Consider the following 25,761-nt stretch of genomic DNA (forward strand, 5'->3'; position numbering starts at 1 on the left):
GGCGCATGCCTAGTGCCGCGCCCGGCAACGTTCACCCGGCGCGGCGCCCGGCACGGCATTAGTAGCTGTCGTAGGTGGGCTTGCCGTTCGGCCGGTAGATGCCGAGGACGGTGCCGCCCTTCGTGGTCGAGACGCTGACCGGCTCCAGCGCGGTGGGGATCGCTCCGTCGGCGAACAACCGCTTGCCCGTGCCGATGATCACCGGGTGGATGGTCAGCCGGTACTCGTCGACGAGGTCGTTGCGCATCAGGGTCTGGGCGAGGTCGCCGCTGCCGACGACGTTGACGTCGCCGCCCTCGGATGCCTTCAACGCGCGCACGGCATCGACCACGTCGCCCTCCAACAGCGTGGAGTTCCGCCACTCGACGGACGTCAGGGTCCGGGACGCCACGTACTTGTGCATGCTGTTCATCCGCTCGGTGAACGGGTTGTCGGGATCGGCGGTCGGCCAGTACGACGCGAAGATCTCGTACGTCTTGCGGCCGAGCAGCATCGCGTCGGAATCCTGGTACCAACCGGCGATGCCCGCGCCGACCTCGTCGTCGGACACCGCTTTCTGCCAGCCGCCGTGCTCGAAGCCGCTCTCCGCGTCCTCGTCCGGACCGCCCGGCGCCTGCATGACGCCGTCGAGCGTCAGGAACGTGCAAACGATGATCTTGCGCATGATGTGCTCCCTTGGTCGTCGATGGGTAGACCCCAGAGCCGCCGAAAAATCATCGGCGAACCTCCGTGACACAACACCACGGCATCTCACCGCGATGCGCGATCCGACATCCATCCGACGTCGATTCGGCGTACTCCGCAGGTCGGCTTCGCGAATCCGGGATGATCCCCGCGCATTGGTGGTGGCCCCGCCGAGCCCGCGCGCACCCGGACGGCGGATGGCGCACGACTACACCGCCCCGAGGCGCGGCCACACGCCGCGATCCGGCTTCTGTCGGGTGGTCGCGCAGCCCGAACCTCCTCAAGCCCCGGGCGCGGGGCGTCGTCGCCACCGGCGCTCGGCGATGTCACCGTGGTCGGCCCTGGAGGCGTGCCGCGCGTCCCTGGAGGTAATGCTGTTCGGGGAGACTCGTGGTCAGCCGGGCGGCGGTCAGGTAGTGCACATGGGCGGCCTGGTGGTCGCCGGCCAACTCCAGAAGGTGCGCTCGGACGGCGTGCAGTCGGTGATGTCCGGACATCCGGAGGTCGGCGTCGAGGGGCCCCAGCAGCGCGAGACCGGCCTGCGGGCCCTGGGCCATGGCCACCGCGACGGCCTGGTTGAGGGTGACCACGGGATTGGGGTCCAGGTCCCGGAGGATGTCGTACAGGCCGACGATCTGCGTCCAGTCGGTGTCCTCGGCTCGCGCGGCCTCGGCATGCACGGCCGCGATCGCCGCTTGCACCTGATACGGGCCGATCGGCGCGCGGGCCAAGATGTCGGTGATCAGCGCGACGCCCTCGTCAAGCGATTCACGGTGCCACCGACCGCGGTGCCTTCGATCCGACGAGCCGCCCGGGTCGACCGAGCCGCCTGAGTCGCCTGAGTCGCCTGAGCGGATCGAGCGGACCGAGCTGCCCGATCTCGGCTCCCGCGGCCCGGCGCGAGGCTCGCCGCGTGGGCGAGTTCGGGCGAGGCGCGGCGGGCCGGCTGTCGAGGGGTCAATCGTGCTCACCCCGTCGGGCCAGGGACGCGGCGATGCCGTCCAGGACGCCGGTGAGGCCGGAACGGAACAGGGCGTCCAGGTCCCATGAGTCGCCGACGGCGCGCATCGCGCGGGTCAGGCGCGGATACGCACCGGACTCGAACAGCGAATCCCACGAGGGAGCGGCGGCCTTGCGCCACTGCGCCGCGGTGAGCCCCGATCGCCGTTCGGCCTCGATCTCGTCGACCAGGGTCATGGCCACGCCCTGTGTGTACGCGGCGATCATGAAGACGTACCGGAACGCCTCACGCGGCTCGAGGTCGAGACCGTCGAAGGACGTGAACGTGCGTTCGCTGTCCGCCGCGATGCCGGGGCTGGTCCTCAACCGGGTGCTCACCATGACGTTCCGCAGGATCCAAGGGTGCCGGCGGTACAGCTGCCAGTCGCGGTGGGCGGCGGATTCGAGCCCCTCCCGCCACCCTCGCGGAGCGGGATCGGGGGGCGGCGCCTCGGTCATCGCCGCCTCCACCATCAGGGCGACCAATTCGTCCTTGGACGGCACGTAGCGATACAGGGACATGGTGCCCGCGTCGAGATCGGACGCTACGCGACGCATCGAGAGCGCGTCGAGCCCCTCGGCGTCCGCGATCGCGATGCCGGTACGCACGATGACCTCGACGGTGAGGTGCGTTGCCTGGGCGTCGGGGTTCGCCGCTGTGTCGTCGGGCTCCTGTGCCACGCGTGCCCGGTAGGCCTTCGCCCGGCACGCCCGGGAGCAGTAGCGCCGTGGCCTTCCCCGCTCGGCCGACTCCAGCACGTTGCCGCAGCGGGCGCACGTCGCCATCGCGTGCCTCCTTTTCGTCACGGATCAAGTTGTGTGTCGAAATTCTAGCGTGCGGGGCGGGAACGTGCGCCAATTGCCCATCAAATAAAGAACTTGGCGGGCCCGTGTGCCGTGCGTATCTTGTACGCGGTCGACACGTACGCAGTACGCATCGACGTGCAGGTACCAGTACACACACCTCAGGGAATGGTGGAGATGACGGAAACCCGGAACAAAGCCGGAACGAAGGAGTGGATCGGGCTCGCGGTCCTGGTGCTCTCCTGCGTACTGGTCTCGATGGACATGTCCGTGCTCTTCGTCGCGCTCCCGTTCCTGACGACCGACCTCGAACCGAGCAGTTCCGAACTGCTCTGGATCACCGACGCCTACGGCTTCCTGCTGGCCGGAATGCTCATCACCATGGGTACGCTGGGCGACCGGATCGGCCGACGACGGTTGCTGCTCGCGGGCGCCCTCGGCTTCGGCGTCGCCTCGGTCCTGGCGGCCCTGTCGACCGATCCGGGCACCCTGATCGCAGCCCGCGCGCTGCTGGGCGTCGCCGGGGCGACACTCGCGCCGTCCACGCTCTCGCTGATCCGGAACATGTTCCACGACGACCAGGAGCGGGCCACGGCCGTCGGCGTGTGGACCGCCGGTTTCGCGGGCGGTGCCGCGCTCGGCCCGGTCATCGGCGGCGCGCTGCTCGAGCACTTCTGGTGGGGCTCGGTCTTCCTCGTCAACGTGCCGGTGATGCTGCTGCTGCTCGTTCTCGGCCCATTGTTGCTCCCGGAGTATCGCGATCCCGAGCCCGGCCGGTTCGACATCCTCGGCGCCGTCCTGTCACTCGTCGCCGTCCTCGGCATCGTGTACGGCATCAAGCAGGCCGCGGAACACGGTTTCGGCTGGGTCCCCGCGGCCTACGTCGCCGCCGGGGCCCTGGTCGGCGGCGGATTCCTGTACCGGCAACGGGTGGTCGACAACCCGATGATCGACTTGGCGCTGTTCCGCTCCCGCAGGTTCAGCGTGTCGTTGGCCACCGAAACCCTGGCGATTTTCGCCCTCGTCGGCTACAGCCTGTTCACCTCGCAATACATGCAACTCGTGCTGGGCATGGGGCCGTTGGAAGCGGCGCTGTGGTCGCTGCCGACCTTCCTGGTGATGCCCGCGGGCATCGCGGCGGCCACCGTGCTCGCGCCGCGGATCGGCAACGCGAACGTGATGGTCGTGGGGTTGCTGGTGTCCGTCGCCGGCTACGTCGCGCTGGCGCTGATCCGTACCGACTCCGGGAGCGGTCATCTGATCGTCGCGTTGACCGTCGTGGCGCTCGGCATCGGCGGGGTCGTCGCGGTGGTCACCGACATGATCCTGTCCTCCGCGCCGCCCGAGCGGGCCGGATCCGCGTCGGCGATCTCCGAGACCGCCGCCGAATTCGGCGGCGCCCTCGGCATCGCGGTACTGGGCAGCATCGGCACCGCGATCTACCGAACGACGGTGACCGACAACGCCCCTGACGGTCTGTCGTCCCAGGAGCTCGACGCGGCCCGGGACACGCTCGGCGCCGCCGTCGACACCGCCGCGACCCTGCCCGGGAGCAGCGGCGAGGCGTTGCGACAGGTGGCGTTCGACGCCTTCACCCGGGAGATGCGGATCACTGCCGTGGTCGGCGCGACCCTGCTCACCGGCGCGGCGCTCGCGATCGGAATGCTGCTGCGGGGCACAACCCCCGAACCCGCCACGCAAGGCGAGACGGCGGCAACCGAGGCGACGAGCGAACCGGTGGGATGACGTCCTTCAGGACCCGGCGGGCCAGGCGGGTTCGGCGGGTCCGAGCACGGCACAGGTCGAGCAGGCCGTGTGGGCCCGGGGTGACTCGCGTTCCGAAGGCGTCGGGGGCACACGCCACAGAGGGCCGGAGGGGAATCGACGGTTCCTACCTCCAAACGCGGCTTCAGGACCGTCCTCGCCGGCCGCAACCACCCGCTGTTCTACTCGGCGAACAAACGCCAGGCTCGCGACGGGGACAACTACCGGGTCGGCCGCGCCTACCATTTCACTCCCGACGAATGGGCCCGATACCTGGCCGGACAGAGCGCCACCCGGATCCACGAAATTCCCTGGGAATCCATTCAGCGCTCCCGACTGAGGGTTCACTGGTCCGGGGAAACCAAACTGCACCTCGAACTCCGAAACGGCAGCACGCTCGTCATCAAGTGGCGGAGCAACTGCGAAGCCGACACCAGGCTCAGCGGGATACTGCCCTTCCAGAACGGCTGATGACCCGATGGCGACCCGGACTTCCTCGGATCGACCATGCCCGCGCCCGGACGGTCGCGCCCGACGATCGCCGGGGGTTGTCGAGGCCGAGGACTGGGACACCGCCTGATCAGCCACGCACTGCAACGGTCTTGCGACGTGCCTCGCTCAGACGCACCCGTCTGGCCGGTGCCGTGGGACAGCGTGGCGGCGCACAGGGCGTCGAGGACGGCCTGCAGGGAGTCCTGCTCGGCGGCGCCGAACAGCGCCGGCAGGGCGAAAGCCTGTCGGAGCGCGTTGTGGGTGGTGTCGTCCGGGAGGGTGATCGTGGTGCGTGGAACATTCGGGTCCTCGAACAGCCGCCGCCACGCTTCGCCCGGGTCGTCGAACGGCGGGGGAAGCGGCGCGCCCGCGTCGAGCGCGGCCAACGCGGGGCGATCCAGTCGACGTCGGCGAGCCCCGCCGCAGCATAGGCGCGGTGCGCGGCCCAGCGGGCGATCTCGCGTTGCGTCGCGTCGTCCACGCGCGCGATCGCGTGGACCAGGTGCACGTCCAGCATTCACAACCTGTGCACGTTCCCGCCCACCCGCCGCAGCCGCTCGGTCGGCAATCGGCCCGCCCACATGCGCAGTTCGTGCTGCCGGACACGCTCGGCACGCGCACGGGCCCGCACCTCGCGGGCGGTGCGTTCGGCCGCGGCCCGCTCCCTGGGCGTCGGCGGCGGCTGTTCCCGGGCGAACTTGTGCCAGTACGCCGCCTTGTCGCTCGCCTGGCGCACCACGCGATCCGGTTCCACGGGCGCGGGCCAGAACTGCAGCAGGTAGCAGTCGACCGGCGGCTCGCCGTCGAACACCACACCGTGGACGCCCGCCTCGTCCATCCCCACGCGCAGTAACGCACCCGATGGTCGACCGGATCGAGTTCGAACCCGCACGCGTCCGCGTCCCCCCACTGCGCGAGCCGCACGGCGCGGGTCGGCGGGGTGAACGGTGCCTCGACCACGTCCTCCCACCCCGGCGCGGACTCCGCGCTCGACGACGACGTGTACGACGCCCTGGTACGCGGCATCGACGCATACGAGCGCGACCACCCCTGGAGGTGGCCGGCGGAGTCTCAACCAGACGAATGCTTCGGGAATGACGGGAGTTGCCGGATCGCCCGGGTGCCCTTGCGCGCCACGGTGACCAGTGTCGAGCCGCGTCGGCGTCGCCGTATCCGGCCCCGAGCAGTTCCGACGCCCGCGCGCCGGACGCGATCGGGGCCCGGTCGCGGCGTGAGCCCAGGCGGGCGAACAGGTCGTTGAACTTCTCGTCCGGGATGGATGCAGCGCGGCACCCGCAGTTGCCCTTGGCCTCCGTCGCCCTCAGCCGGTCGTAAGTCGGCTCGCGCTGGAGGTCATGCTGGAACTCTCGGCGGCGGCAAGGGTCTGCACCATGAACTTCACGGTGGACAGCCGCTCCCCGGTGCCGCGAACACCGCCGTGGGCGATTGGTGAGGACGGGCACGGCTCGTCGAACAAGTCGGGTGGCAGCGGTGGCGGTTGCGTCGTTGCGGGTCTCCCGTCTCAGGTCTTGGTACCCAGCTGGTAACCGGCCTTGTGGGTACCTTCCGGAGCATCGACTCAACGGGCGGGAGGGATTCCGACAATGGGCTGGATCGTGGTTGTCGGGGCGGGTGGCTGCCCGACTGCTCGACAACGTCAACGTCCGATCCGCACCCGCCCTCCTCTGCCGGCAGGCAGTCGGCTTGCCGCGCCTCGCGTCGACGTCAGATTCGCCGTAACGGACGTCGAATAGACACCACTATTTCGATCCATAAAGGTAAGGCAGGACATCATGCGTGCAGCCCGGTTCCATGAATACGGCGGAGCGGAGAGCCTGGTGGTCGAGCAGGCCCCCGACCCGCATCCCGGAGTTGGTGAGATCCGTGTCCGCGTCGCGGCGGCCGGCGTGAATCCCATCGACTGGAAGCTGCGTGCCGGCGCCCTGCACCGGCTGATTCCCCTGGAGCTACCCGCCATCCCGGGGCGCGACGCCGCCGGGGTGGTCGACGAAATCGGTGACGGAGTGCAGGGGGTGAGCATCGGCGATCGCGTCTTCGGGCTGGGCGGTGTCACCGGCGCAACCGCGGAGCTGGTCGTCCTCTCGGCCTGGGCCCACGTCCCCGACACGTGGAACGACGAGCAGGCCGCGGGCGCCGGCCTCGCGTCCGTGACCGCGATGCGTGGCCTGAACGCGCTCGGCTCCCTGGCGGGGCGCACCCTTCTCGTCGAGGGCGCCGCCGGAGGCGTGGGCGGCGCCGCAGTCGAGATCGCTGTGGCACAAGGCGCCACCGTGATCGGGACAGCCCGCGAACGCAACCACGAGTTCCTCACCTCTCTCGGCGCCGTTCCCACCACCTACGGCCCCGGCCTCGCGCAGCGCCTCTCCGTTCTCGCTCCGCGCGGCGTCGACATCGCGCTCGACACGGCGGCCTCCGGCTCCCTGGACGACCTCGTCGCGATCACGGGCGATCCGACACGCGTCGCGACGGTCGCCGACCACGCAGCCGGGCAGCGCCTGGGCACGCATGTGGTCAACGCGGAGAACGACTCCGCCCTCCTGTCCGCGGCCGCGGAACTGGGTCGGCAAGGCCGCTACACACCCCGCATCGAACAGACCTACCCCCTGGAGCGGATCGCCGACGCACACGCGCACGCCGAGCGCGGACGCACACGCGGAAAGATCGTGATCCGCATCTGAAGCGGGGGCACGGCGCAGATGCGCGAGCCCGCCAAGGGAGGCCGAGGCGCGGGTGTGTTCCTCGGCCTGCCCTCACGCGCTCGACACCCAACAGCACACCCACACGAACCGCCGCGTCGTTGGCGCTCCTCGGGGGCCGCCGTGATCTTTGAGCGGACGTTAAGGGGCGGCTCAACACGTCTTAAGGACGTGCCTTCGGGCCGGCCGCTACTGTGGCGGGCCGACGCAGGTTCCCCATGCCGGGAAACACCGTGCCGCCCACTCGGCCGGGCGAAAGTGCGAGGTCCACCAAATCGCCGTCAACATCCGATCCGCGCCCCCGGCCCCGCAGCGCCGCTCCCACGCCCGGCCCCGAAACGCCGTCGCTCCCGCGCGACCGCGCACCCCGACGTCCGGAGCCATCCGCGAAGCGACGGTGCGGCGCGCCCGTCGGGCAGCCACCTCCCTCGTGCTCTGGGTGACGACGACCGCGATCGTGACCGCGATCGCCTGGTGGGGGGTGCGCACGGTGCTGCGCGATACCGTCTTCGAACAGCCGCCGTTCCCGGCCGCGCCGCAACACAGCCCGTCCGCACAGGCCCGGCCCCAGTCGTCGGAGTCCGCGGCGCCGACCCCCACCGGCAAGAAGGTGGTGGCCGCCCCACCACCCGCGTCCACCCGTCCGACGTCGAAGTCCCCGACACCGACGAAGAGCCCCGCCGGCGCGAACACGACGGCTCGGACCTACCAGGTTCTCGGCGGGCGGGCGTCCTTCGAAATCGGCGCCACGTCGGCGACGCTGATCTCCGCGACCCCTGCCTCGAACTGGGCCGCGAAGGTGTGGAACAGCGCCGAGTGGATCCGGGTGGACTTCACCAAGGACGGACACACGTCCTCGATCTTCGTCACCTGGAACGACCACCCGCCCGAGGTCTCCACCCACGAGGAATAGGTGGGTGGTACGGCTCCGCGCCGAGTGTGCCACTCGGTGAGTGTGGCCCCCGGTGAGTGTGACTCTCGGTCCGGGGTTCGTTGGGCCGAAGTGCTTCGGGCCGATGCACGGGATGTGCGCAGTGGCAAGTCTCGGCCGTGGGCGTCTTCAATCGGATCGCCGCGCTCCCCGACAGGGCCGGTGCCGTCCGCACCTCCTACCCGAAGTCGGTGCGGGCACGGCCTGGTTCGGAATCGACAGGCGTTGTGCCGCGTGCCGCGTTGCGCGTCCTCTTCTTCCCGCCGCCTGGTCGCCCCGGCCTCGCGCCGCCCCTCGCTGCTCCACGACGGCGACCGCGACGCCCGTCCCCGGCGTGTGCCGCACCCGGCCCGGCCGACCACTTCGCGTACGACGTGCGTGCCCGGTACGTACGCCATGCGCACCCGGTGCGTACGGCATGCGCGCCTCGATGCGGCCCCAGCGAAATCCATCTACCCCGGGACGTGTCGGTGCTCGTCGCCGGGGGCATCTCCGATGCACGTATCGACGCCGCGCACTGCGGGAAGATTCCCGCACTCGCCCACGATGTCCTTGAGATTCTTTTAAGCCGACACTAGGCCAATATTAATCATGAACCATGGTACGGGCGAGTCTATTTGTGGCACGGGCTGCTAATCTTTCGCGTCGTGAGAATCAATGGAAAGAACATGGCGGGCATCACCGCAGCCATCGCCGCAGCGGCCGCTCTCGGTCTGATCGGCGCGGGACCCGGTTACGCGGAAAAGGCGGGCGGCCGATCGGCGTCCTGTCCCACCTCCGGAGAAATGCCGGCCATAGGGAATTCGCCGCGCTTCACGGACAACAATGTGGCGCTTTTCGCGGGCGGCGACTACACGGCCGACGGTGCGGCCGCGGAAGCCGAGGGCCTGTTGGTGGTCAAGGGTCGGGCGACGTTCGCGAAGAGTTCCGGCGGCGTCTTCAACGTGGGCCGCGTGGGCGCCGGTTCGGGCATCCTGCCGTCCTCCGGCAACGTCATGCTGGCCGTCGGCGGTGACCTCTCGATCGCCAAGGGTACGACGGTCGACGTCGGCTCCGGGCTCATCGCAGGCCCCAAATACGGTGGTTCGGTGCAGATCGGCGGCTCGTTGAACGCGGCCGGCACGTTGCAGACCAACGGCGGGGCAAGCTCGTCGCGGATGGGGTCCGCCCGAGCGATCGAGCCGTACGGCGGCTTCGACCGGACCCTGCGGGACGAGTCCGCGTCGCTCGGCGCCCTGAAGCAGACCGGCACGGCTACCCGCTCGGGCGCGACGGTGACGTTCAAGAGCACTGCGGCGAGCATCGGCAACATCCAGGTGTTCGAAATATCGGCGGCGGATATGAACGGCGCTTCGACGTTCGTATTCGAGGCGATCCCGGACAACTCTTCGGTCCTGGTGAACACGACCGGCACACAGGGCGTATCCATTTCACCGATGTCCGTCGGATTCAACGGGGAACGCGTCGATATCTATTCGTCACCCACATACGGCTCGGCCGCTTCGCGCATCCTGTACAACTTCCGCGAAGCCGAGTCCCTGACCCTGGGCGGCGGCGGAAACTTCATCGGGTCGATCCTCGCCCCCAAGGCATCGGCGGATCTGACGGCGAGTACCAACGGCCGCCTGTACGTCGGTGGGAACGTAAGAATGCACGGGACCGGCAACGAAAGCCACAATTATCCGTGGAGCGGCGCGCCGACCTTCGCCTGCAAGCCCGAAGTCCCCACGTCTCCCACACCTCCCCTGCCGTCCGCGTCCGCCCCGCAGCCTTCCCGACCGGGTACGCCCGAGCAACCCGGCCTGCCCGGCCGGCCGACCCCGTCCGCGGAGTCCCCGGGTGCCACGCCGCCGGAGTCGGCCCGCCCGGTCACGCCCGGCGACGGCAAGTCGCTGGCCGAGACCGGCGGTTCGCACACAACCATCCTCGCCGTGTCCGCGACGGCCGCAGTCGCACTCGTGGGCGGCGCGGGCGTCTTGGCAGCGGCCCGGCGCCGCCGCCGGACGTGACGGCACGGCGACGCTGACGGGCACCGGGGCGGGGCGGTCTCGGCCGCCCCGCCCCGGTCCGCTCGCAGGCCCACGCCGCGGCACCGACCTCGCCTCCGACTCCGAGATGGGCGTCACAGTGAACTACGCAGACCTTGCACCCGTGGAGCCGCACACCCCCGCCCGGACACCGCCGGCCACGACCCACCCCGTCCCGCCCGGCGCCTGCGGCGCACCCGCCCGGCGCACCGCACGCTTGCCGCGCATCACCGACGCCTTCCCCCAACCGGTCCTGCTCGTGGACTGCAACGGAACCGTCGTCGGCGCCAACACGGCCGCCGTCGACGGTCTACAGGCACCGACGACCCACCTGCTCGGCCGCGGGGTCCTGGACATACTTCCGCAGTTCGACCTCGGCCGTACTCCGGGCGGCGTCGCCTGCGACGACGACCGGGACGACGAGCCGACGCGGATGACCGTACGGTGCACCGACGGCTTCGAGTTCACCGCCGAAGTCGCGATCCGCATCGTGCGCCGAGCCGACCTCGACGACGAACCGGCGTCGCCGATGTCCCCGCCGGCCGGGCCCGCCGCGCACGGTCTCGACCACGAGGACCGCGGCTTCCTGATGGTCACCGTCACCGACCTGACGTCGCGGCTCTCCGCGGAGCGCGCCTGCCGGCGGCTGAACCGGCAGACCGAGTTGATCCTGCGGGCCACCGCCGAAGGCATCGTCGGAGTGGACATCCGCGGCCGGATCGTGCTCGCCAACCCGGCGGCCACACGTCTGCTGGGACGCCCGGCAAGCGAACTCCGCGGTCGCGAACTCCTGGCCCTGGCACTGCACTCCACCGCGGACGGCAGCCCCCTCTCCCCGGAGGAGTCGCCGCTGACCGACACCCTGCGGTCGGGACGCAGCCACCGCGACATGGGCGCCGTGCTGTGGAGCCGAGACGACACGTGGTACCCGGTCCGACTCAACACCGTCCCGATGACCGACGAGGGCCACATCGTCGGCGCGGTCGTGGCCTTCACCGACCGGTCCGCCGTGCATGCGGCCGCAACTCGCCGCGACCGGCTGGCCGCTGTCCTCGACCATGAACTGCGCGCCCCACTCGACCGGATGGCGCAGATCCTGACCCATATCGTCGAGGACCCGGCGGGTGTGCTGTGGCCCGAGGCCAATCGCGTCCTGCGGCAACTCGCCGAGGACTGCGGCCGGGCCGCACACCTGGCCGACCGGCTGCTGCAACCGGCCGACGGCTCACCACAACCGACGACCGAACTCGCGCGTCGGCAGCCGCCCGCGGCACACGTCGCGGCAACCGCGGCCACCCGTGCCCGGCCCGCCGCACAGCCCTCCCGCCGGGGCCGGCACGCCGACAACCGCGACGACGATCTCTTCGACGCCCACGCCACCGCGCACCGAAGCCACTCCTTCGGCCCGCCCCCGATCACCGTGCCGGGCACCGTCGTCGACTCCGAGCCACCACGCCGCCGGCAACGACAACTCCCTGCGGGGCCGCACATCGTCGTCCGCGCCCTGGAAGCCGGTACGGCCACAGCCACCGCGCCCGCAGACGGCCGAGGACCCGTCGGCGCCAACCGGACGTGAGCCGGGTGCGCATCGACAACGCCGGTATCCCCCTGGCACCCGAACCTTCAGGAAGGACCGAACGTGGGACAGCATCGCCGTCGCGGCAGAACCGGGAGCCACCGGCGCCCGACGTGGCCGCAGGCCGGGGCCGCACCGCTCGGAGCGCAGCGGGGCATGGCCTACGTCGTGGGTGCGAGCGTGTTGGCCCTGGGTGTCAGTGTCACCGTCGTCGACCGGGCGACCGCCCCGCGCCACGACGTCGTCGAAGCGGCGCCGCCCGGGGACGAATTCCCGGCCGCCTCGGTATCGGTCATCCCGCCCGGGCCACCCGCTTCGTCGGCGACCTCCGACGTGCCTGCGGCCCCTCGGCCGACTCCGCCTGCCACCCGGCCGATCGCCCGTTCCGAGCCGATCAAGGCCGCCACACAACCCACCGCGGCCCCGCCCCCGGACAAAGCACCGGCCGAACCACCGGCCAAGGCAGCCCCGGCACCACCACCGGCCGGGTCGTCCTTCGCGAGCACCGTCCTGCGCATGGTCAACGGGCAACGTGTGGCCGCCGGGCTCCGCCCGCTCGCGACGGACGCCGAACTGGTGCGCGTCGCCGGCGCGATGAGCCGGGACGCGGCCACGCCGAGGCACGCAGACGACACTCGCATCGGTCCATGGGGCCGATGGAATCCCGGACCGTGGGCTCACGGCGGCCGTTCGCGGACAGCCGGGATCGGCGGCGCGAACCTCGCCTTCGGCCAGACCTCCCCCGAGGCAGTCGTCGGACTGTGGATGCGCAGCCCACAACACCGGGCGAACATCTTGGACCCGCGCTGGACGCGCACCGGGGCGGGCGTGCACTTCGACGAAACGGGTGTCCCCCACTGGACGCTGCTCCTCGGGTAGCGGTCCATCGACCGTGATTCGTCCGGTGCCCGACGATTCACGCCGCCGCCGAATCCGCTTCCGGGGATTTCATTCGGCGTGCTGCGGTGCGCCTCCCCTGCGTTTTGCCTCGCTCCCCCGGCACTCCGATCGCGGGAGGAACACACGCGGCCGAGTGTTCGGTCGAACCGAGGGCGAGAACGTGGATCGAGCAATTCCGAGAATATTCAACTGCCGTGCCCTGGCGAGGGCATCGTGGATCCTTACCGAATTATGCGAACGAACCTGAGCCGCTTCCCGACGGCTGTCGACGCGAGCGCGGGGACGGGCGCGAACGGGTGACGAACGGGTGGCGAACGTCCATGACCGGGATCCATCCGACGCGGTCGTACAGATCCGCGCACCGGCGACCAGGGAGGCGAAACCCCCTTTCCTCGCTGCGTGTTGGGAGCGTCGAGGCAATCTGCGGAGCCTGGTTCGAAGGCAGGCCGCCGAGGGATCCGCCTCTCGACGGACACCGTCCGCACAACCCCCGACTCGCCCGTACGTCGACGACGAAACGGCTGGACGGTCGCGCGAGGCAAGCACTCCCTCACCGACCCGGACATTGTCTTCGGCAGCACACCGAAACGAGTCTCTCAAACCGACGTCAAGGAAATCATAAGTTGACCTTAATTGCCGTCACGGTAGGGCTCTTCGTCCTGACAAGCCTTCGGTTCACAGCTAATTTCCCGCCTATGCCGCACACCGCCGCACAGCACCCCCGTCCCTCCACCCGTTCCCCGAAGTCGGCGACGTCTCCGGCACATCCACGAATGCCGGTCCGCACCGAAGACCACCCCATGCCCGTGGGTGAGGGGCAGCGGACGGGAGTGGGAGCGCACCGCACCGTGGCCCCACCGCGAATATCCCCCCACGTCCTGCTGTTCGCCCTGTTGTTCGTCGGCGGAACGACCTTCGGCGTTTGGACCTCACAGATCCGACCCAGCACGCGCCTCGCCACCCTCCTGGCGACGGCGGCGCACCTGACCGGGCTGCTCGCGGGTCTGGGCATGTTGGCGATGCTGCTCTTGATGACGCGCGTACCGGCGGTCGAACACGGCATCGGCGCGGACACACTGGCGCGTTGGCACGCGCGCGGCGGGCGCACGGTCATCCTGTTGACGCTCGCCCACGCCGGACTCGCCTGGTGGGCCCACAGTGCGTACCACCACATGGGGCCCGTCGACGGGCTGCTCGACGTCCTCGGCTACCCCGCGCTGGCCGCCGCCACGTTCGGCTGCGCGCTCCTGGTCGCGGTTGCGGTGTTCTCCGCACGCGCGGTGCGCACTCGCGTGCGCCACGAGACCTGGCTTCGGGTCCATCTGCTCACCTACGTCGGGACGGCGATCGCCTTCTTCCATCAGCCCGCGGGCCCCGACCTGGCCGGAGCCCCGGTCCTCGCGTGGTTGTGGACCTTCCTCCATGTCCAGGTCGCGGTACTGCTGCTGTGGTACCGGGTCGTCGTCCCGCTTTGTGCGCTGCGCCGACACGACATTCGCGTCGTGCAGGTCTACGACGAGACCCCCGACGTCGTTTCGGTGCTCATGACCGGTCGCGGGCTCGCGTCCCTGGACGCGGCCTCGGGTCAGTTCTTTCGTTGGCGATTCCTGACCCGTCGACTGTGGTGGACGTCGCTGCCCTTCTCGGTCTCGGCGCCCGTGCGCGACGACACCCTGCGCATCACGGTCAAGGTCGTCGGGGATCACACCCGACGCGTCAAACGCCTGCGTCCGGGCACGCGGGTGCTCGCCACGGGTCCCTTCGGCGCGATGACCGCCCGACGCCGCACCCGGCGCAAAGTGCTGCTGATCGCGGGAGGCATCGGAATCACCCCGATGCGCGCCCTGTTCGAAACGCTGCCCGGCGAACCGGGCGACATCACATTGCTCTACCGAGCGAACAACTCGACGCAACTCGCGCTTCGGGAGGAACTGGAAGAGATCGCGTGGCGCCGCTCGTGCCGGGTCCACTATCTGCTGGGCTCCTCGCGCGGGCCCGACAGCCCCTTCACGTCCGCGGGACTGCGTCGACTCGTACCCGACATCGGCGAGCACGACGTATACCTCTGCGGCTCGCCGGACATGGCGCGTGCGACCCTGCGAATCCTGCGCCGCGCCGGTGTGCCACGTGGGCAGGTTCACGCCGAAGTCTTCGACGCGTAGCGATCACGGCACCGCGTACCACCATGCGACCGAGCAACTCCCGCGTGGCCGGGTACTCCCCCGCCACGTGACCGAGGCCGGCACGCACCGACACATCCCCTTCGCTCCTTCGTTCAAGGAACCGCCATGACCCTTCGTCGCACGGCCACCGGCCTCTCGCTGACGACCACGAGCGTGTTGATCGTCGCCCTCACGGGCGTTCCCGCACCGAGCGCGCCGGCTGCCCCGGACCGCCCGAGCTCACAGGTCGCTCCGGCGAACACTCCGGGCCCGCGGCAGCGGCCGGCCGCGTATTTCGATTTCATTCCGCCGCCTTTCCGACTTTGATTTCCCCAGGGTTTCGATTCCCGATCTCCACCGGGACGCCGAGGCACTATGGTCTCGTTTCATGGCTCAGGTGCTCTTGGTTGAAGACGATCATTTTGTACGTTCCGCTCTGATTCGATTCATCACGCAGGAAGCTCACGGAGTTCGCAGTGTGGGAACCGCCCTGGATGCCCTGCGCGAAATCGCCCGGCACCCCTTCGACGTGGTCATTCTCGACCTCGGATTGCCCGATCTCGACGGTGGTGAGGCACTCAAGATGTTGCGCGGCATATCCGACGTCCCGGTCATCGTCGCGACCGGTCGTGACGACGAGGCAGAAATCATCCGATTGCTCGACGCCGGCGCCGACGACTATGTGACGAAACCGTTCTCGGGAGAACACCTCCGGGCACGGATGTCGGCGGTGATGAGACGCTACGACAACCGCCGCGACACCGGCGGCGTATTCGTCTGCGGTGCGTTGCGCGTCGATGTCCTGCGCCGTGACGTGGAGTTCGACGGCAGGACGGTGGACCTGACCCGGCGCGAATTCGACCTGTTGGCATGCCTCGCGTCCCAGGCCGGGACGGTGGTGACCCGCCGTGACATCCTCGCGCAGGTATGGGGTCACGCCCAGGGCGACGACCAGACCATCGACGTGCATCTGTCCTGGCTGCGGCGCAAGCTCGGCGAAACGGCCCGGCAACCACGCTACGTGCACACGGTGCGCGGTGTGGGGGTGAAGCTCCAGGCACCGACCTGACCCGGCCGAGCCGCCGGCCCGGCCCGGGCACATCCACCGCGCTCTCGCGGCGCGTCCCACGACTCACGACGCATGCGGGAATTCCGCCACCCGGGACGCCGGTACGGCGAGCCGCGCGCACCCCGCCACGGGAATCGAAACAAAAAGCATCGCCGTCCGTGAAATCCCGACGCATCCGTCGACAACGTCCGTGATCGGGCGGATCGGGCGTGCATCGCGAACGGCCGTGCATCGCGAACGGCGAAACGCATGACACCGAGGGCGGCCGGCACCCCGCCGGCATGCCCGGCACGCACACGACCGCGCATTCCTTAAGTACGACTCATCTGCCACATAAACGCTGCTCGGGATCGGATCGAGTTCTCCGGAATCCTTTCTTCGACTCCCCTGCCGACGTTAGGTTCCCACGCAGCGGCCCTTCCCCACACGACGAAAGGACTACCGCCGGTGAAAAAGCATCCGGTGCAAATTCTGGCAGCGTTTCCGTTCACACTCGCGCTCGTTCTCTCCGGAATAGGCACGGGAACGGCGTTCGCGCACGGCACGTCGCTGAATCCTCCGAGCCGTATCCAGTTGTGTTCGACCCAGGGGGGCGAGAACCCGGAGAACTTCCGACTCCCGGCGTGCCGTGCCGCCAAGGCCGCGGTGGGCAACAACCCCGCCCCGTTCTACGACCCGAACGCGGTCAACATCGCCGACGCTGCGGGCAGGCATCGGCAGATCATCCCCGACGGCAAGTTGTGCAGCGCGAACAACCCCCAGTACGCCGGTCTCGATCTCCCGCGCACCGACTGGCCGACGGCCAACCTGCCCTCCGGGGGGTCGTACACGTTCCGCTACAAGGCCACCGCCCCCCACAAGGGCACGTTCGAGTACTACATCACCAAGAACGGCTTCGACGTCACCAAGCCCCTCCGCTGGTCCGACCTGGAGTCGGCCCCGTTCGCCACGGCGACCGACCCCTCGCTCGAGAACGGCGCCTACGTGGTCAAGGGCCGTTTGCCGGCGAGGTCCGGCCGTCACCTGATCTACATCATCTGGCAACGCTCCGACAGCGGTGAGGCGTTCTACTCCTGCTCGGACGTGGTCTTCGACGGCAGTGGCAGCTCCGTCCCCGCACCCGCCGACAAGTCCACCCCCACCACCCCGGCAGCCGGCGGCGGACACGACGCGCATACCCGGCCCGCGGCCGGGGCTTCCGGCGCGGCATCGTCGAAGCCTCGAACGGAACCGGCTTCGCTGACCCCGTCGGAGCCCGCCGCGGCACCGGTGCCCGAGTCCGAGTCCGTGTCGCCGGAACAGGCCCGGGCACGAGTGAACTCCGAACTCGCCAGGACCGGCGGGAGCGGATCGCAGTCCGCGCTGATCCTGGCCGGCGCCGCGGCCGGTTCCGTCGTCATCGGCTTCGGATCCCTCGTCTACGCCCGCCGAAGGACCTCGCGCTGATTCAACGCCCCACACGAGCGACGGCACCGTCGTGAACGGTGCCGTCGCGTTGCCCCGCCGCACACGAGCCGCCCGGGACATACCGGCCGAAGTGCGGATCACCGGTGGTTGCGGAGGTGTTCGGCGCGTTCCCTCGGCGTGATCCGTCGTCCTGGACGAGCTTCGAGCGCCGGGTGTAGAGGGTCTTGACGTCGTTGACGGCCACGGTTCCCGTTCGGCGTCCTCGGCTGGTTCCCCTCGGGGGATCAGCACGGGGTGGAGCGCGAGGCGGTGGCGGCCGGGGCGTGCGGGTGGATGGTGAACACCCGGTCCAGGCCGACGATGCGCAGGATGCGGGCGGTATTGTCGGGCACCGCCGCCAGGGCTAGGCCGCCGTCCTGTTCGATGGCCAGGTTCCGGGCGGCCAGCAGGGCGGTGATGCCGCTGGAGTCGCAGAATCGAAGACCGGCGAGATCCAGGACCAGGAGTTGCCCGGCGGCCAGGGTGAGGCCGTCCACGGCCAGGCGGAGTCGGGGTGCCGTCGCGTGGTCGAGGTCACCGGTGATCTCCAGAACGGGACCGGTGGCGGCGTCGCGGGAGGTGATCGTCAGCGGGCTCATCTCGGGTCTTCACCTGCGGGGGGCGGGCACGCCGAGGGCGAGCAGGGCGGTGTCGTCGTCGAGTCCGTCGCCGAAGCCGGCCAGGAGAGCGGTCAGGGCGCCGATCAGGGCGCGCGGGCCTGCCGGCGGTTGGGCGGCGGTGAAGGCGCGCAGGGCGTCCTCGCCGTAGAGCTCGCGCTCGGGTCCGATGCGGGCCTCGGTCAGGCCGTCGGTGTAGAGGAGCAGGGTGTCGCCGGGGAACAGCCGGGTGTGGGCGGCGGTGAACTGGACCTGGGGCAGGACGCCGACGAGCATCCCACCGGGGGTGGGGAGATAGTCCGCGGTGCCGTCCGCGCGCTGGATCAGTGCCGGGGGGTGGCCGCCGGAGGCCAAGTGCACGCCGACGTGGTCGCCGCCGGGGTCCAGCACGCCGAATATGGTGGTGCAGTAGCGGGTGTCGCCGCTGGTGTACCGCTCGTGCAGCACCGTGTTCAAGGTGGTCAGCACGGTGACGGGATCGGGGTCGTGCAGGGCTGCGGCGCGCAGGGTGTAGCGGGTGAGCGAGGTGACCGCGGCGGCCTGGGGGCCTTTGCCGCACACGTCGCCGAGGAAGAACGCCCACCGGTCGGCGCCCAGCGGGAACAGGTCGTAGAAGTCTCCGCCGAGCAGGTCCGGGGACGCCGTGTGGTAGTGGGAGCCTGCCTCCAGGCCCGGAATCGCGGGCAGCGCGGCGGGCAGCAGGTTCTGTTGGAGGACGGCGAGGGCTTCCTGGAGCCGTGCGCGGTCGGCCTCCGCCTGCCGGCGGGCTTCTTCGGCCGCCTTGCGTCCGCGCAGCAGCTCGGCCTCGTAGGCGCGGCGGTCACGGGCGTCGAAGACGGTGGTACGGATCAGCAGCGGTTCGCCGTCCTCGCTCACCTTCACCTTCGAGGTGACCAGCACCGGCATGCGCTGTTTGCCGGCGCCCTTGATGTCCAGGGCGATTCCGCCGACCTCGCCCTGCATCTGCAACATCGGCGCGAAGTGCGTCTCGTGGTAGAGCTTGCCGCCCACGGTGAGCAGGTCGGCGAACCGCATGCGGCCCACGACCTGGGAGCGTTCCAGGTCCAGCCACTCCAGCAGCGTGGTGTTGATCTTCGCGATGGTGCCGTCCATCAGCGTCGACAGATATCCGCACGGTGCCTGCTCGTACAGCTCCTCCGCACTGTCCTCCAACAGCGAGGTGAACACCGCGTCCGTGGCGTGTGCGTCCTGCTCCCCGCCCGGCTCGGACGCCTGGTCTGTGCGGCACATCACCGGCTCGCCCCGACGAAGTCGATGATCGACTCCGCGGTGGCCTGTGGTGCGCTCAGCTGCGGGCAGTGCCCGGTGGCCTCCAGCGTCACCAGACGGCTGCCGGGGATCGCGGCGTGGACGTAGGCGCCGACCTCCCGGGGAGCGATCACGTCCTGCTTGCATTCCAGCACCAGTGTCGGCAGGGAAACCGTCTCGAGATCGGCGCGGCTGTCGGACAGGAACGTCGTGCGGGCGAAGACCCGGGCCATGTCCGGATCGGTCGCGCAGAACGACGCCGTCAGCTCCTCGCCGAGTTCCGGGCGGTCCGCGTTCCCCATGATCACCGGGGCCATCGCCGCCGACCAGCCCAGGTAGTTCGATTCCAGCGACTCCAGCAGCTCATCGATGTCGTCGGCGCTGAAGCCGCCCCGGTACCCGTCCTCGTCGATGTAACGAGGCGAGGGGGCGACCATCACCAGACGGGAAAACCGCTGTGGTGCCTTCGCCGCCGCGAGCACCCCGACCATCGCGCTGACCGAATGCCCCACAAAGGTCACATCGTGGAGGTCCAACTCGTCACAGATCTCCAGCACATCCAGCGCGTAGCCCTCCAGCGAGCTGTAGCGCCGCTCGTCCCAGGCCGACGGGTCGGTTCGTCCCGAGCCCACGTAGTCGAAGAGAACCACCCGGAACTCCTCGGCCAGAGCGGGGAGTACCAGGCGCCACATGTTCTGATCACAGCCGAACCCGTGCGCCGGCAACAGCACCGGCCCGTTCGCACGGCCGGTGACGGTGATGTTGTTCCTGCGACGGATATCCATATCCGCCAGTCTCGCATCACCCTCCCCATCCGACGCAGGGGCCCGGGGTGCCTCGTCGCCCCGCTGGTGTCACCGTCGCCCGACCGAAGTGGCAACGCGCGACCCCGACCGGACGCAAGTGATCCGGCGCGGTGCGGGCTTTCGAGCCGGGGCGTCCCGGGCGACGAGGGCCACGGTTCCCGAAAGATCCACGGGTGCCTGCGGCGACGAGACACCCCACACACGATCCCCGAACGGCGTGACCGAACAACCCTCCCCACCGGGTGTTGGGCCTGTCCGGCGGATCATGCCGGCGACTCACCGGCGCTGAATCGCCGTGGCGACCCGCCGGACATGAAGCCGCCCGGATCAGGTCGGGCCCGCCGTTAAATGCCTCGACATCGCTCGCGGTGATCGGGGACGCTTCGCATGATGACCAGAATCGACGACACGCCGCCCGCGTGGGACGAGCGCACGCAGCTCACCACGTTTCTCGACTACGCACGTGCCACCGCCCGCGCCAAGTGCGATGGCGTCTCCGCGGAGAACGCCCGCAAGGCGCTCCTGCCGGGCTCACCGCTGATGACCGTGAGCGGATTGATCAACCACCTCCGCTGGGTCGAGTACTACTGGTTCCGAGTGGTCTTCCTCGGCGAGGAGGACCGGGGCCCCTGGACCGACGAGGACCCCGACCGCGAGATGCGTATCGCCGTCGACTTCCCGCTCACGCAGTTGCTCGACGAATACGCCGAACAGAGCGCCCGCCACCGCGAACTGGTCGCCGGGAACAGCCTGGACACCAGGGCGAAGGGAGCCGTCCGCGACGGTCTCCGCGTCGACCTGCGCTGGATCCTCCTCCACCTCACCGAGGAGACGGCCCGCCACAACGGCCACCTGGACATCCTGCGCGAGATGCTCGACGGCACGACCGGCAACTAGAAACGGCGGCCGTGGAGGGACCGGTGGGGTGCCGCCGGCCGCGGTCGAGCGTCACAAGGCGGTCCTGTTCGACCGGGACGTCTACGACGGCGTCCACGCCCGCGCCGCCGCCCTCGCGCACACCCTGGGCCGGCTGAACCGGCTCGAGCGCTCGAACATGACGGTCGCCGTCGCAGTCGCCTACCTCCAGGCGTCCGGCCGGCCGGTCAAACCCGGACCCGAGGGGGTCACCCGGCTCGTCGACGAACTCCGCCGTGAAGACTGCGGTGCCCAGTCCGTCGCCGCCCTCCTGCGTTCCTGGCCCGCCTGACGTCCGGGAGGGGTGTGCTCACGGCGACGGTGACGGAGTCGTCGCGGTCGACGCCGTACTTCGGCGGGCGCGAGGTGAGCGAGGTGTTCGGCGACGCGAACGCGGAGTCCGGGTGGGTGGCGGGCGTCAATCCGATGCACATCCGCGACGGACGCATCGTCGAGGCGCCGGGTCACAGCAAGTCCCCGTGGCCAGGCGGCTTCCGCTCGTCCGACGGCAGCGGCCCCTGTGGGCGGGCCACGCGAGCCGCACCGGTCACGCGGGTCGTCCGGGGCACGCTCCGGGCGCCCCGCGGCGGCGGGCCGGGTCAGGCGTTGGAGCCCGCGTCGACGGTCAGCGCGCTGCCGGTGATGCCGCCGGCGCCGGGGCCGGCCAGGAACGCGACGGTCGCGGCCACCTCGTCCGGATCCAGGAACCGTCCCAGCGCGCTGAGTTGGCGTTGCGCGTCGGCGTCGGGGCCGACCGCCGGGTTCATGTCGGTGGCGGTCGAGCCCGGGTGCACCACGTTCGCGGTGATCCCGCGCGGCCCCAGCTCGCGGGCCAGGCCCCGGGTCAGGCCGCCCAGCGCGGCCTTGCTCATCGCGTACAGCGCGATGCCCGGGAAGGGCACCCGGTCCGCGAGGCAACTGCCGATGGAGATGATCCGGCCGCCCTCGGGCAGGTGTCGGATCGCGGCCTGGGAGGCGAGGAACGCGGCGCGTACGTGGATGGCCAACGTGCGGTCCAGCTCGTCCAGGGCGACCTGCTCGATCGGGCCGTTCGGGAAGACGCCCGCGTTGTTGACCAGGATGTCCAGCCGCCCGAACTCGGTGTGCGCCCGGTCCACGGCCTCGGTCACCGCGTCGGCGTCCGCCACGTCGGCCCGGATCGCCAGGGCTCGCCGGCCGGTCGCCTCGACGGCGGCCACCACCTCCCGGGCCTTCTCCTTGCCGGTCGCGCTCACGTAGGTGAACGCCACGTCCACGCCGTCGTGCGCCAGGCGTCGGGCGATCGCCGCGCCGATTCCCCTGCTGCCCCCCGTGATCAGCGCGGCCCTGTTGCCCGTGGTGCCTGTAGTACCCGTCGCATTCGTCGCGTTCGTCGGCTCGTGCATGCCCATCCCCCGGTTTCGTGTGAATGTTCTTCCGCGCCCGCCGATTTCTATGTCGATCGGCACAGAAATAATCACAGGGCCGTCCGGGCAGGTCAAGGCATATATTGAACGAACGACACAGAAATGGATGGGCGAAGGGTGGTGGCCCGGCATGGCCGGACGCGGACGACCCAGGGGATTCGACCGGGACGCGGCCCTGGAACGGGCGATGCGGGTGTTCTGGGACCTGGGCTACGAGGCGACGTCGATGACCGACCTGACGTCGGCCATGGGAATCGGCTCGCCCAGCCTGTACGCGGCGTTCGGTTCCAAGGAGGAACTGTTCCGCGAGTCGCTGCGGCTGTACGGCGCCACCGAGGGCCGGAGGGTGACGCGGGCCCTGGTCGAGGAGCCGACCGCGCGTGCCGCCGTCGCCGCGATGCTGGCCACCAACGCGCGGGCGTACACCGAGGAGGCCAAGCCGCGCGGCTGCATGATCGTGCTGTCCGCGACGAACTGCTCCGAGGCGAACGCGGCGGTCCGCGCGCACGTGGCGGACGTGCGCAGGGAGGGCATCGACGACCTGACGCGGAGGCTGTGCCAGGGCGTGCGCGACGGTGACGTCCCACCCGGCGTCGACGCCGCCGCCGTGGCCTCCTTCTACTCCGCGGTGATCCAGGGCATGTCCGTGCAGGCCCGCGACGGCGCGTCCCGCGCGGACCTGGAACGGCTCGCCGCGTGCGCGATGGCGGCGTGGGACGCGGTCGTCGGCGGCGCGGCGCGCCCGGGTTCGGCCGACGAGGGCGCTACGTAGTTCTCGACCGATTTCCAGCCGACTGGACGCGAGTTCGCGTAGGCCGGCCGCCCGCGCCCGGTCGTCCCCGACCACGAGCGGAGACTGCAACGCCCCGACCGACGCGGCCTGTCGGCCTCGATCCGCGGGGCCTCGTCCAGACCCGGCCCGGCAAGACAACCGGCCGCGTCGAGCCTGCGCGCCTACCGGAGAGCGACCGCCACCAGCCAGGTCCCGCCCGGTTCCGGTGGTGCTTCGTCGTGTGCCTGCCGGGGGACTCGAACCGAGCGAAGTCCGGGTCCACCTCCACCGAGGCGCGCCCTCTTCGTTGCGCGGCGCCGGCCGAGCCGTGGGGGCAGGGTGGCCCGTCCGGGTCCGTCCGGCCCGAAGACCTCGCCAGGCGTGGGTTGCCTATCGCGCTGGTACCACGGCCCGGCGTCGCTGCACCGCGCGTTGGAGACGGAACTTCGACCCGTGGTCGATGTCGCGGCACACGTCCGCCGCCATAGCGTTCGGAAGCATCCGGGGAAGTCTGCGACCTACGCAAGGCCCCGCGCCAGGGGAACACCGTGAAGTGCTACGCCTTCTGAAACACCCGGGTGTCGTCCTCGATCGCCGCTCCGAGGCAGGTGCAGGACCGGTGTCGTGCGGGCCCGGGTCGGCGGTTCGCCCCGGGCGCCAGTCCCGGATCCGTCCGGCCCGGCCGACGAGATCGCCTACCACCTCGCCTTCGCCCCGGCGGGCGGACGCCGTCGTCTCCGAACCGGTGCGGGTGGACGGCGCCCGACGGACCATCGAGGTGCTTCCAGGCCGCCGAGAACGAATGTGGCCTGAACCGGTACGAAGTCCGCCGCAAGGGCCCGTTCCGAGTCCGGATCACGATCGGGTCAATCCGCCCGGCCGTCCTCGACGAGCGGTTCGAGGACGATGACGGGGATCCGGCGATCGGTGTGGCGCTGGTATTCGGCGTAGTCGGGGTACGCGTCGACGGCGCGGGCCCACCACTGGGCCTTCTCGTCGCCGGAGACCTCGCGCGCGCGGTACGTGTGGGTGGTCCGCCCGTCCTGGATCGCGACGACGGGCTCGGCGAGTACGCCGGCGAACCACTGCGGATTGGTCGCCGTGCCGCCGTTGGACGCGACGGCCGCGTAGCGGCCCTCGTGTTCGACGCGCATGACCGGGGTCTTGCGGAGTTTGCCGGTCTTGGCGCCCCGGTAGGTCATCAGCACCGTGGGCAGGCCCTTGATCGTGACGCCGTCGGTTGTGCCGGTGCGGTGGACCTGGTCGACGTGGTCGCGGACCCACGCCAGACCGCTCGGTTCGTATTTCCCGGCGAGTCCGACCGCAACGACCGGGTCCGCGGAGCGCCTGGTGTCGACGTTGCGGGTCAGCGTGTCGAGAAGGCCGGGCAGTTCGGTGGCCGTGCCGGCGGGCAGGCCGACCACGGTCTCCCCCGCCAGGGCGACCCAGACCTGCTTGATCTGCTCGGCCAATGCCCGGCCGGCGTCGGTGAGTTCGACCAGGCTTGCGCGCTTGTCGGACGCGTCGGTGGTGCGGCGGATGTGACCGGCGGCTTCGAGCTTACGGGTCATGCCGGTGACGCTCGGCGGCTCGCACCCGAGCGCCCGGCCGATCCGGGCCTGGATCATCGGCCCGGTCCGGGCGAGTTCGAGGAGCAGTACCTCCTGCCCGGGATGCAGCCCGAGCGGCGCCAACAACGCCGCGGCTCTGGTCCGGTGACGCAGGCTCAGGAGACGGACCGCCTGGTTGAGTTCATCTGCGTACGCGAAGTCCATGGGATCCCCCTCGATTGGTTATGCGGATAACGTTATGCGCATAACCAATTTTCGGCAAGGCCCGGTCGCCCACGTCGAAGCAGGCAGCAGCGTGGAGGACCTGGTTCCCGGACACACCGTCGGCGGCGAGGACGTCGGAGCCTGGATCCAACGACAACAAGGCAGTTCGGCGAACCTGACACCGGCGCAGCGGGCGGCGCCGGCCGGGGTCGGCGTCCGTGTCACCGAACAGACGGAGCAGCCCGCTGCGTTGGCGTCGCCGGCGAGGGCGGACCCGTGGACATTCACCTTCGCCGCCGCGTCGGCGTATCCGCGCCGCGAAGGCCACCTCACCGTCTCCCGCAAACATGTCGAAACCATCGAACACGACTGCCGGACCCACCGGATAAAGCTCGGGGTCGCCCTCGCCGACGCACGACAACGACGCGCCGCATACGCGCCCGAGCTACTCGACGCGCTCACCGCGCTCGACATGCGATGGACATGACTTCAGGCATCAGTGCGGTTCGGGCCCAAGGTCACGCTCGGCCGAGCGTGCGGCGACTCCGACCGGAGAATTCCGCTCGCCCCGGCCGGATGCGTGGCTCCCCACCGAATCCGGGTGCATGGGTGCAAGCGGGCGGGACGGCG

The 25,761-nt window shown here is 70.2% G+C and carries 23 protein-coding genes; 13 read left to right on the forward strand and 10 right to left on the reverse strand.

The annotated features are described in order from the left end of the window. Positions 1 to 58 precede the first annotated feature (58 nt). The 3 genes from ACFZBU_RS41185 to ACFZBU_RS41195 form a co-directional block, all read right to left on the reverse strand. The gene (locus ACFZBU_RS41185) at positions 59 to 664 is read right to left on the reverse strand and encodes a dihydrofolate reductase family protein (RefSeq protein WP_391588906.1); all 606 of its coding nucleotides are present in this window, start codon (positions 662 to 664) and stop codon (positions 59 to 61) included. Positions 665 to 1,010: 346 nt separating this feature from the next. Further along, positions 1,011 to 1,415 (reverse strand): hypothetical protein, encoded by a 405-nt coding sequence (locus ACFZBU_RS41190; protein WP_391588907.1) that lies wholly within the window; start codon positions 1,413 to 1,415, stop codon positions 1,011 to 1,013. A 226-nt stretch (positions 1,416 to 1,641) separates the two neighbouring features. Beyond that, entirely contained in the window at positions 1,642 to 2,469 is an 828-nt protein-coding gene (locus ACFZBU_RS41195) for a TetR/AcrR family transcriptional regulator (protein WP_391588908.1), read from the reverse strand. 186 nt (positions 2,470 to 2,655) lie between these two features. Here ACFZBU_RS41195 and ACFZBU_RS41200 point away from each other — a divergent pair, with 186 nt between their 5' ends. Next, positions 2,656 to 4,233, forward strand: a complete 1,578-nt coding sequence (locus tag ACFZBU_RS41200) for an MFS transporter (protein WP_391588909.1) — start codon at positions 2,656 to 2,658, stop codon at positions 4,231 to 4,233. A gap of 362 nt (positions 4,234 to 4,595) precedes the next feature. Here the strand turns inward: ACFZBU_RS41200 and ACFZBU_RS41205 are convergent, their stop codons facing one another. Then, entirely contained in the window at positions 4,596 to 5,129 is a 534-nt protein-coding gene (locus ACFZBU_RS41205) for a hypothetical protein (RefSeq protein WP_391588910.1), read from the reverse strand. 131 nt (positions 5,130 to 5,260) lie between these two features. Then, positions 5,261 to 5,587, reverse strand: a complete 327-nt coding sequence (locus ACFZBU_RS41210) for a hypothetical protein (RefSeq protein WP_391588911.1) — start codon at positions 5,585 to 5,587, stop codon at positions 5,261 to 5,263. 949 nt (positions 5,588 to 6,536) lie between these two features. Here ACFZBU_RS41210 and ACFZBU_RS41215 point away from each other — a divergent pair. The 8 genes from ACFZBU_RS41215 to ACFZBU_RS41250 all read left to right on the forward strand — a co-directional run bounded on the left by ACFZBU_RS41215 (position 6,537) and on the right by ACFZBU_RS41250 (position 17,571). Continuing rightward, positions 6,537 to 7,442 (forward strand): NADP-dependent oxidoreductase, encoded by a 906-nt coding sequence (locus ACFZBU_RS41215; RefSeq protein ID WP_391588912.1) that lies wholly within the window; start codon positions 6,537 to 6,539, stop codon positions 7,440 to 7,442. Between the two features lie 457 nt (positions 7,443 to 7,899). Further along, positions 7,900 to 8,373: a hypothetical protein gene (locus ACFZBU_RS41220; protein WP_391588913.1), complete on the forward strand. Its 474-nt coding sequence runs from the start codon at positions 7,900 to 7,902 to the stop codon at positions 8,371 to 8,373. A gap of 665 nt (positions 8,374 to 9,038) precedes the next feature. Further along, a complete protein-coding gene (locus ACFZBU_RS41225; RefSeq protein ID WP_391588914.1) occupies positions 9,039 to 10,400 on the forward strand; it encodes a choice-of-anchor A family protein in 1,362 nt (453 codons plus the stop codon). 142 nt (positions 10,401 to 10,542) lie between these two features. Beyond that, positions 10,543 to 11,994: a PAS domain-containing protein gene (locus ACFZBU_RS41230; RefSeq protein ID WP_391588915.1), complete on the forward strand. Its 1,452-nt coding sequence runs from the start codon at positions 10,543 to 10,545 to the stop codon at positions 11,992 to 11,994. 156 nt (positions 11,995 to 12,150) lie between these two features. After that, positions 12,151 to 12,873 (forward strand): CAP domain-containing protein, encoded by a 723-nt coding sequence (locus ACFZBU_RS41235; RefSeq protein ID WP_391588916.1) that lies wholly within the window; start codon positions 12,151 to 12,153, stop codon positions 12,871 to 12,873. 821 nt (positions 12,874 to 13,694) lie between these two features. Beyond that, positions 13,695 to 15,056, forward strand: coding sequence for a ferric reductase-like transmembrane domain-containing protein (locus ACFZBU_RS41240; RefSeq protein WP_391588917.1), 1,362 nt, complete (start codon positions 13,695 to 13,697; stop codon positions 15,054 to 15,056). A 388-nt stretch (positions 15,057 to 15,444) separates the two neighbouring features. Next, positions 15,445 to 16,125: a response regulator transcription factor gene (locus ACFZBU_RS41245; RefSeq protein ID WP_391588918.1), complete on the forward strand. Its 681-nt coding sequence runs from the start codon at positions 15,445 to 15,447 to the stop codon at positions 16,123 to 16,125. A 462-nt stretch (positions 16,126 to 16,587) separates the two neighbouring features. Further along, positions 16,588 to 17,571, forward strand: a complete 984-nt coding sequence (locus ACFZBU_RS41250; protein WP_391588919.1) for a lytic polysaccharide monooxygenase — start codon at positions 16,588 to 16,590, stop codon at positions 17,569 to 17,571. Positions 17,572 to 17,816: 245 nt separating this feature from the next. On the opposite strand, the gene ACFZBU_RS41255 is transcribed toward ACFZBU_RS41250, so the two are convergent. From ACFZBU_RS41255 to ACFZBU_RS41265, 3 genes are read right to left on the reverse strand one after another with little or no spacing between them, the layout of a single operon-like run. Then, the gene (locus ACFZBU_RS41255; RefSeq protein ID WP_391588920.1) at positions 17,817 to 18,170 is read right to left on the reverse strand and encodes an STAS domain-containing protein; all 354 of its coding nucleotides are present in this window, start codon (positions 18,168 to 18,170) and stop codon (positions 17,817 to 17,819) included. 9 nt (positions 18,171 to 18,179) lie between these two features. Further along, positions 18,180 to 19,439 (reverse strand): PP2C family protein-serine/threonine phosphatase, encoded by a 1,260-nt coding sequence (locus ACFZBU_RS41260; protein WP_391588921.1) that lies wholly within the window; start codon positions 19,437 to 19,439, stop codon positions 18,180 to 18,182. Further along, complete coding sequence (locus tag ACFZBU_RS41265; protein WP_391588922.1) at positions 19,439 to 20,242, reverse strand: alpha/beta fold hydrolase; 804 nt, start codon at positions 20,240 to 20,242, stop codon at positions 19,439 to 19,441. Before ACFZBU_RS41265 ends, ACFZBU_RS41260 begins: the two co-directional genes overlap by 1 nt. Before the next feature lie 411 nt (positions 20,243 to 20,653). On the opposite strand from ACFZBU_RS41265, the gene ACFZBU_RS41270 reads away from it, so the two are divergent. After that, on the forward strand, positions 20,654 to 21,160 hold the full coding sequence (locus ACFZBU_RS41270; protein ID WP_391588952.1) for a DinB family protein: 507 nt from the start codon (positions 20,654 to 20,656) through the stop codon (positions 21,158 to 21,160). A gap of 28 nt (positions 21,161 to 21,188) precedes the next feature. Beyond that, positions 21,189 to 21,470, forward strand: a complete 282-nt coding sequence (locus ACFZBU_RS41275; protein ID WP_391588923.1) for a fic family toxin-antitoxin system, toxin component — start codon at positions 21,189 to 21,191, stop codon at positions 21,468 to 21,470. A 307-nt stretch (positions 21,471 to 21,777) separates the two neighbouring features. Here ACFZBU_RS41275 and ACFZBU_RS41280 read toward each other — a convergent pair whose 3' ends face one another. Continuing rightward, positions 21,778 to 22,563 (reverse strand): SDR family NAD(P)-dependent oxidoreductase, encoded by a 786-nt coding sequence (locus tag ACFZBU_RS41280; protein ID WP_391588924.1) that lies wholly within the window; start codon positions 22,561 to 22,563, stop codon positions 21,778 to 21,780. A 151-nt stretch (positions 22,564 to 22,714) separates the two neighbouring features. On the opposite strand from ACFZBU_RS41280, the gene ACFZBU_RS41285 reads away from it, so the two are divergent. After that, entirely contained in the window at positions 22,715 to 23,356 is a 642-nt protein-coding gene (locus ACFZBU_RS41285) for a TetR/AcrR family transcriptional regulator (protein ID WP_391588925.1), read from the forward strand. A gap of 866 nt (positions 23,357 to 24,222) precedes the next feature. On the opposite strand, the gene ACFZBU_RS41290 is transcribed toward ACFZBU_RS41285, so the two are convergent. Continuing rightward, positions 24,223 to 25,131 carry a nitroreductase/quinone reductase family protein gene (locus tag ACFZBU_RS41290; RefSeq protein ID WP_391588926.1) on the reverse strand — a complete coding sequence of 303 codons (909 nt, stop codon included), beginning with the start codon at positions 25,129 to 25,131 and terminating at the stop codon, positions 24,223 to 24,225. On the opposite strand from ACFZBU_RS41290, the gene ACFZBU_RS41295 reads away from it, so the two are divergent. After that, a complete protein-coding gene (locus tag ACFZBU_RS41295) occupies positions 25,130 to 25,618 on the forward strand; it encodes a hypothetical protein (RefSeq protein ID WP_391588927.1) in 489 nt (162 codons plus the stop codon). The two genes, ACFZBU_RS41290 and ACFZBU_RS41295, sit on opposite strands and share 2 nt — an antisense overlap. Positions 25,619 to 25,761 lie beyond the last annotated feature (143 nt).

Source organism: Embleya sp. NPDC008237 (assembly GCF_042956465.1).
Lineage (GTDB): Bacteria > Actinomycetota > Actinomycetes > Streptomycetales > Streptomycetaceae > Embleya.

Bases quoted from the DNA above. Each gene is read 5' to 3' on its own strand.
- ACFZBU_RS41185 (WP_391588906.1), bottom strand. From the start codon at position 664: ATGCGCAAGATCATCGTTTGCACGTTCCTGACGCTCGACGGCGTCATG.
- ACFZBU_RS41195 (WP_391588908.1), bottom strand. From the start codon at position 2,469: ATGGCGACGTGCGCCCGCTGCGGCAACGTGCTGGAGTCGGCCGAGCGG.
- ACFZBU_RS41200 (WP_391588909.1), top strand. From the start codon at position 2,656: ATGGTGGAGATGACGGAAACCCGGAACAAAGCCGGAACGAAGGAGTGG.
- ACFZBU_RS41215 (WP_391588912.1), top strand. From the start codon at position 6,537: ATGCGTGCAGCCCGGTTCCATGAATACGGCGGAGCGGAGAGCCTGGTG.
- ACFZBU_RS41235 (WP_391588916.1), top strand. From the start codon at position 12,151: ATGGCCTACGTCGTGGGTGCGAGCGTGTTGGCCCTGGGTGTCAGTGTC.
- ACFZBU_RS41240 (WP_391588917.1), top strand. From the start codon at position 13,695: ATGCCCGTGGGTGAGGGGCAGCGGACGGGAGTGGGAGCGCACCGCACC.
- ACFZBU_RS41245 (WP_391588918.1), top strand. From the start codon at position 15,445: ATGGCTCAGGTGCTCTTGGTTGAAGACGATCATTTTGTACGTTCCGCT.
- ACFZBU_RS41255 (WP_391588920.1), bottom strand. From the start codon at position 18,170: ATGAGCCCGCTGACGATCACCTCCCGCGACGCCGCCACCGGTCCCGTT.
- ACFZBU_RS41260 (WP_391588921.1), bottom strand. From the start codon at position 19,439: ATGTGCCGCACAGACCAGGCGTCCGAGCCGGGCGGGGAGCAGGACGCA.
- ACFZBU_RS41265 (WP_391588922.1), bottom strand. From the start codon at position 20,242: ATGGATATCCGTCGCAGGAACAACATCACCGTCACCGGCCGTGCGAAC.
- ACFZBU_RS41270 (WP_391588952.1), top strand. From the start codon at position 20,654: ATGACCAGAATCGACGACACGCCGCCCGCGTGGGACGAGCGCACGCAG.
- ACFZBU_RS41280 (WP_391588924.1), bottom strand. From the start codon at position 22,563: ATGCACGAGCCGACGAACGCGACGAATGCGACGGGTACTACAGGCACC.
- ACFZBU_RS41285 (WP_391588925.1), top strand. From the start codon at position 22,715: ATGGCCGGACGCGGACGACCCAGGGGATTCGACCGGGACGCGGCCCTG.
- ACFZBU_RS41295 (WP_391588927.1), top strand. From the start codon at position 25,130: ATGGGATCCCCCTCGATTGGTTATGCGGATAACGTTATGCGCATAACC.
- ACFZBU_RS41290 (WP_391588926.1), bottom strand. From the start codon at position 25,131: ATGGACTTCGCGTACGCAGATGAACTCAACCAGGCGGTCCGTCTCCTG.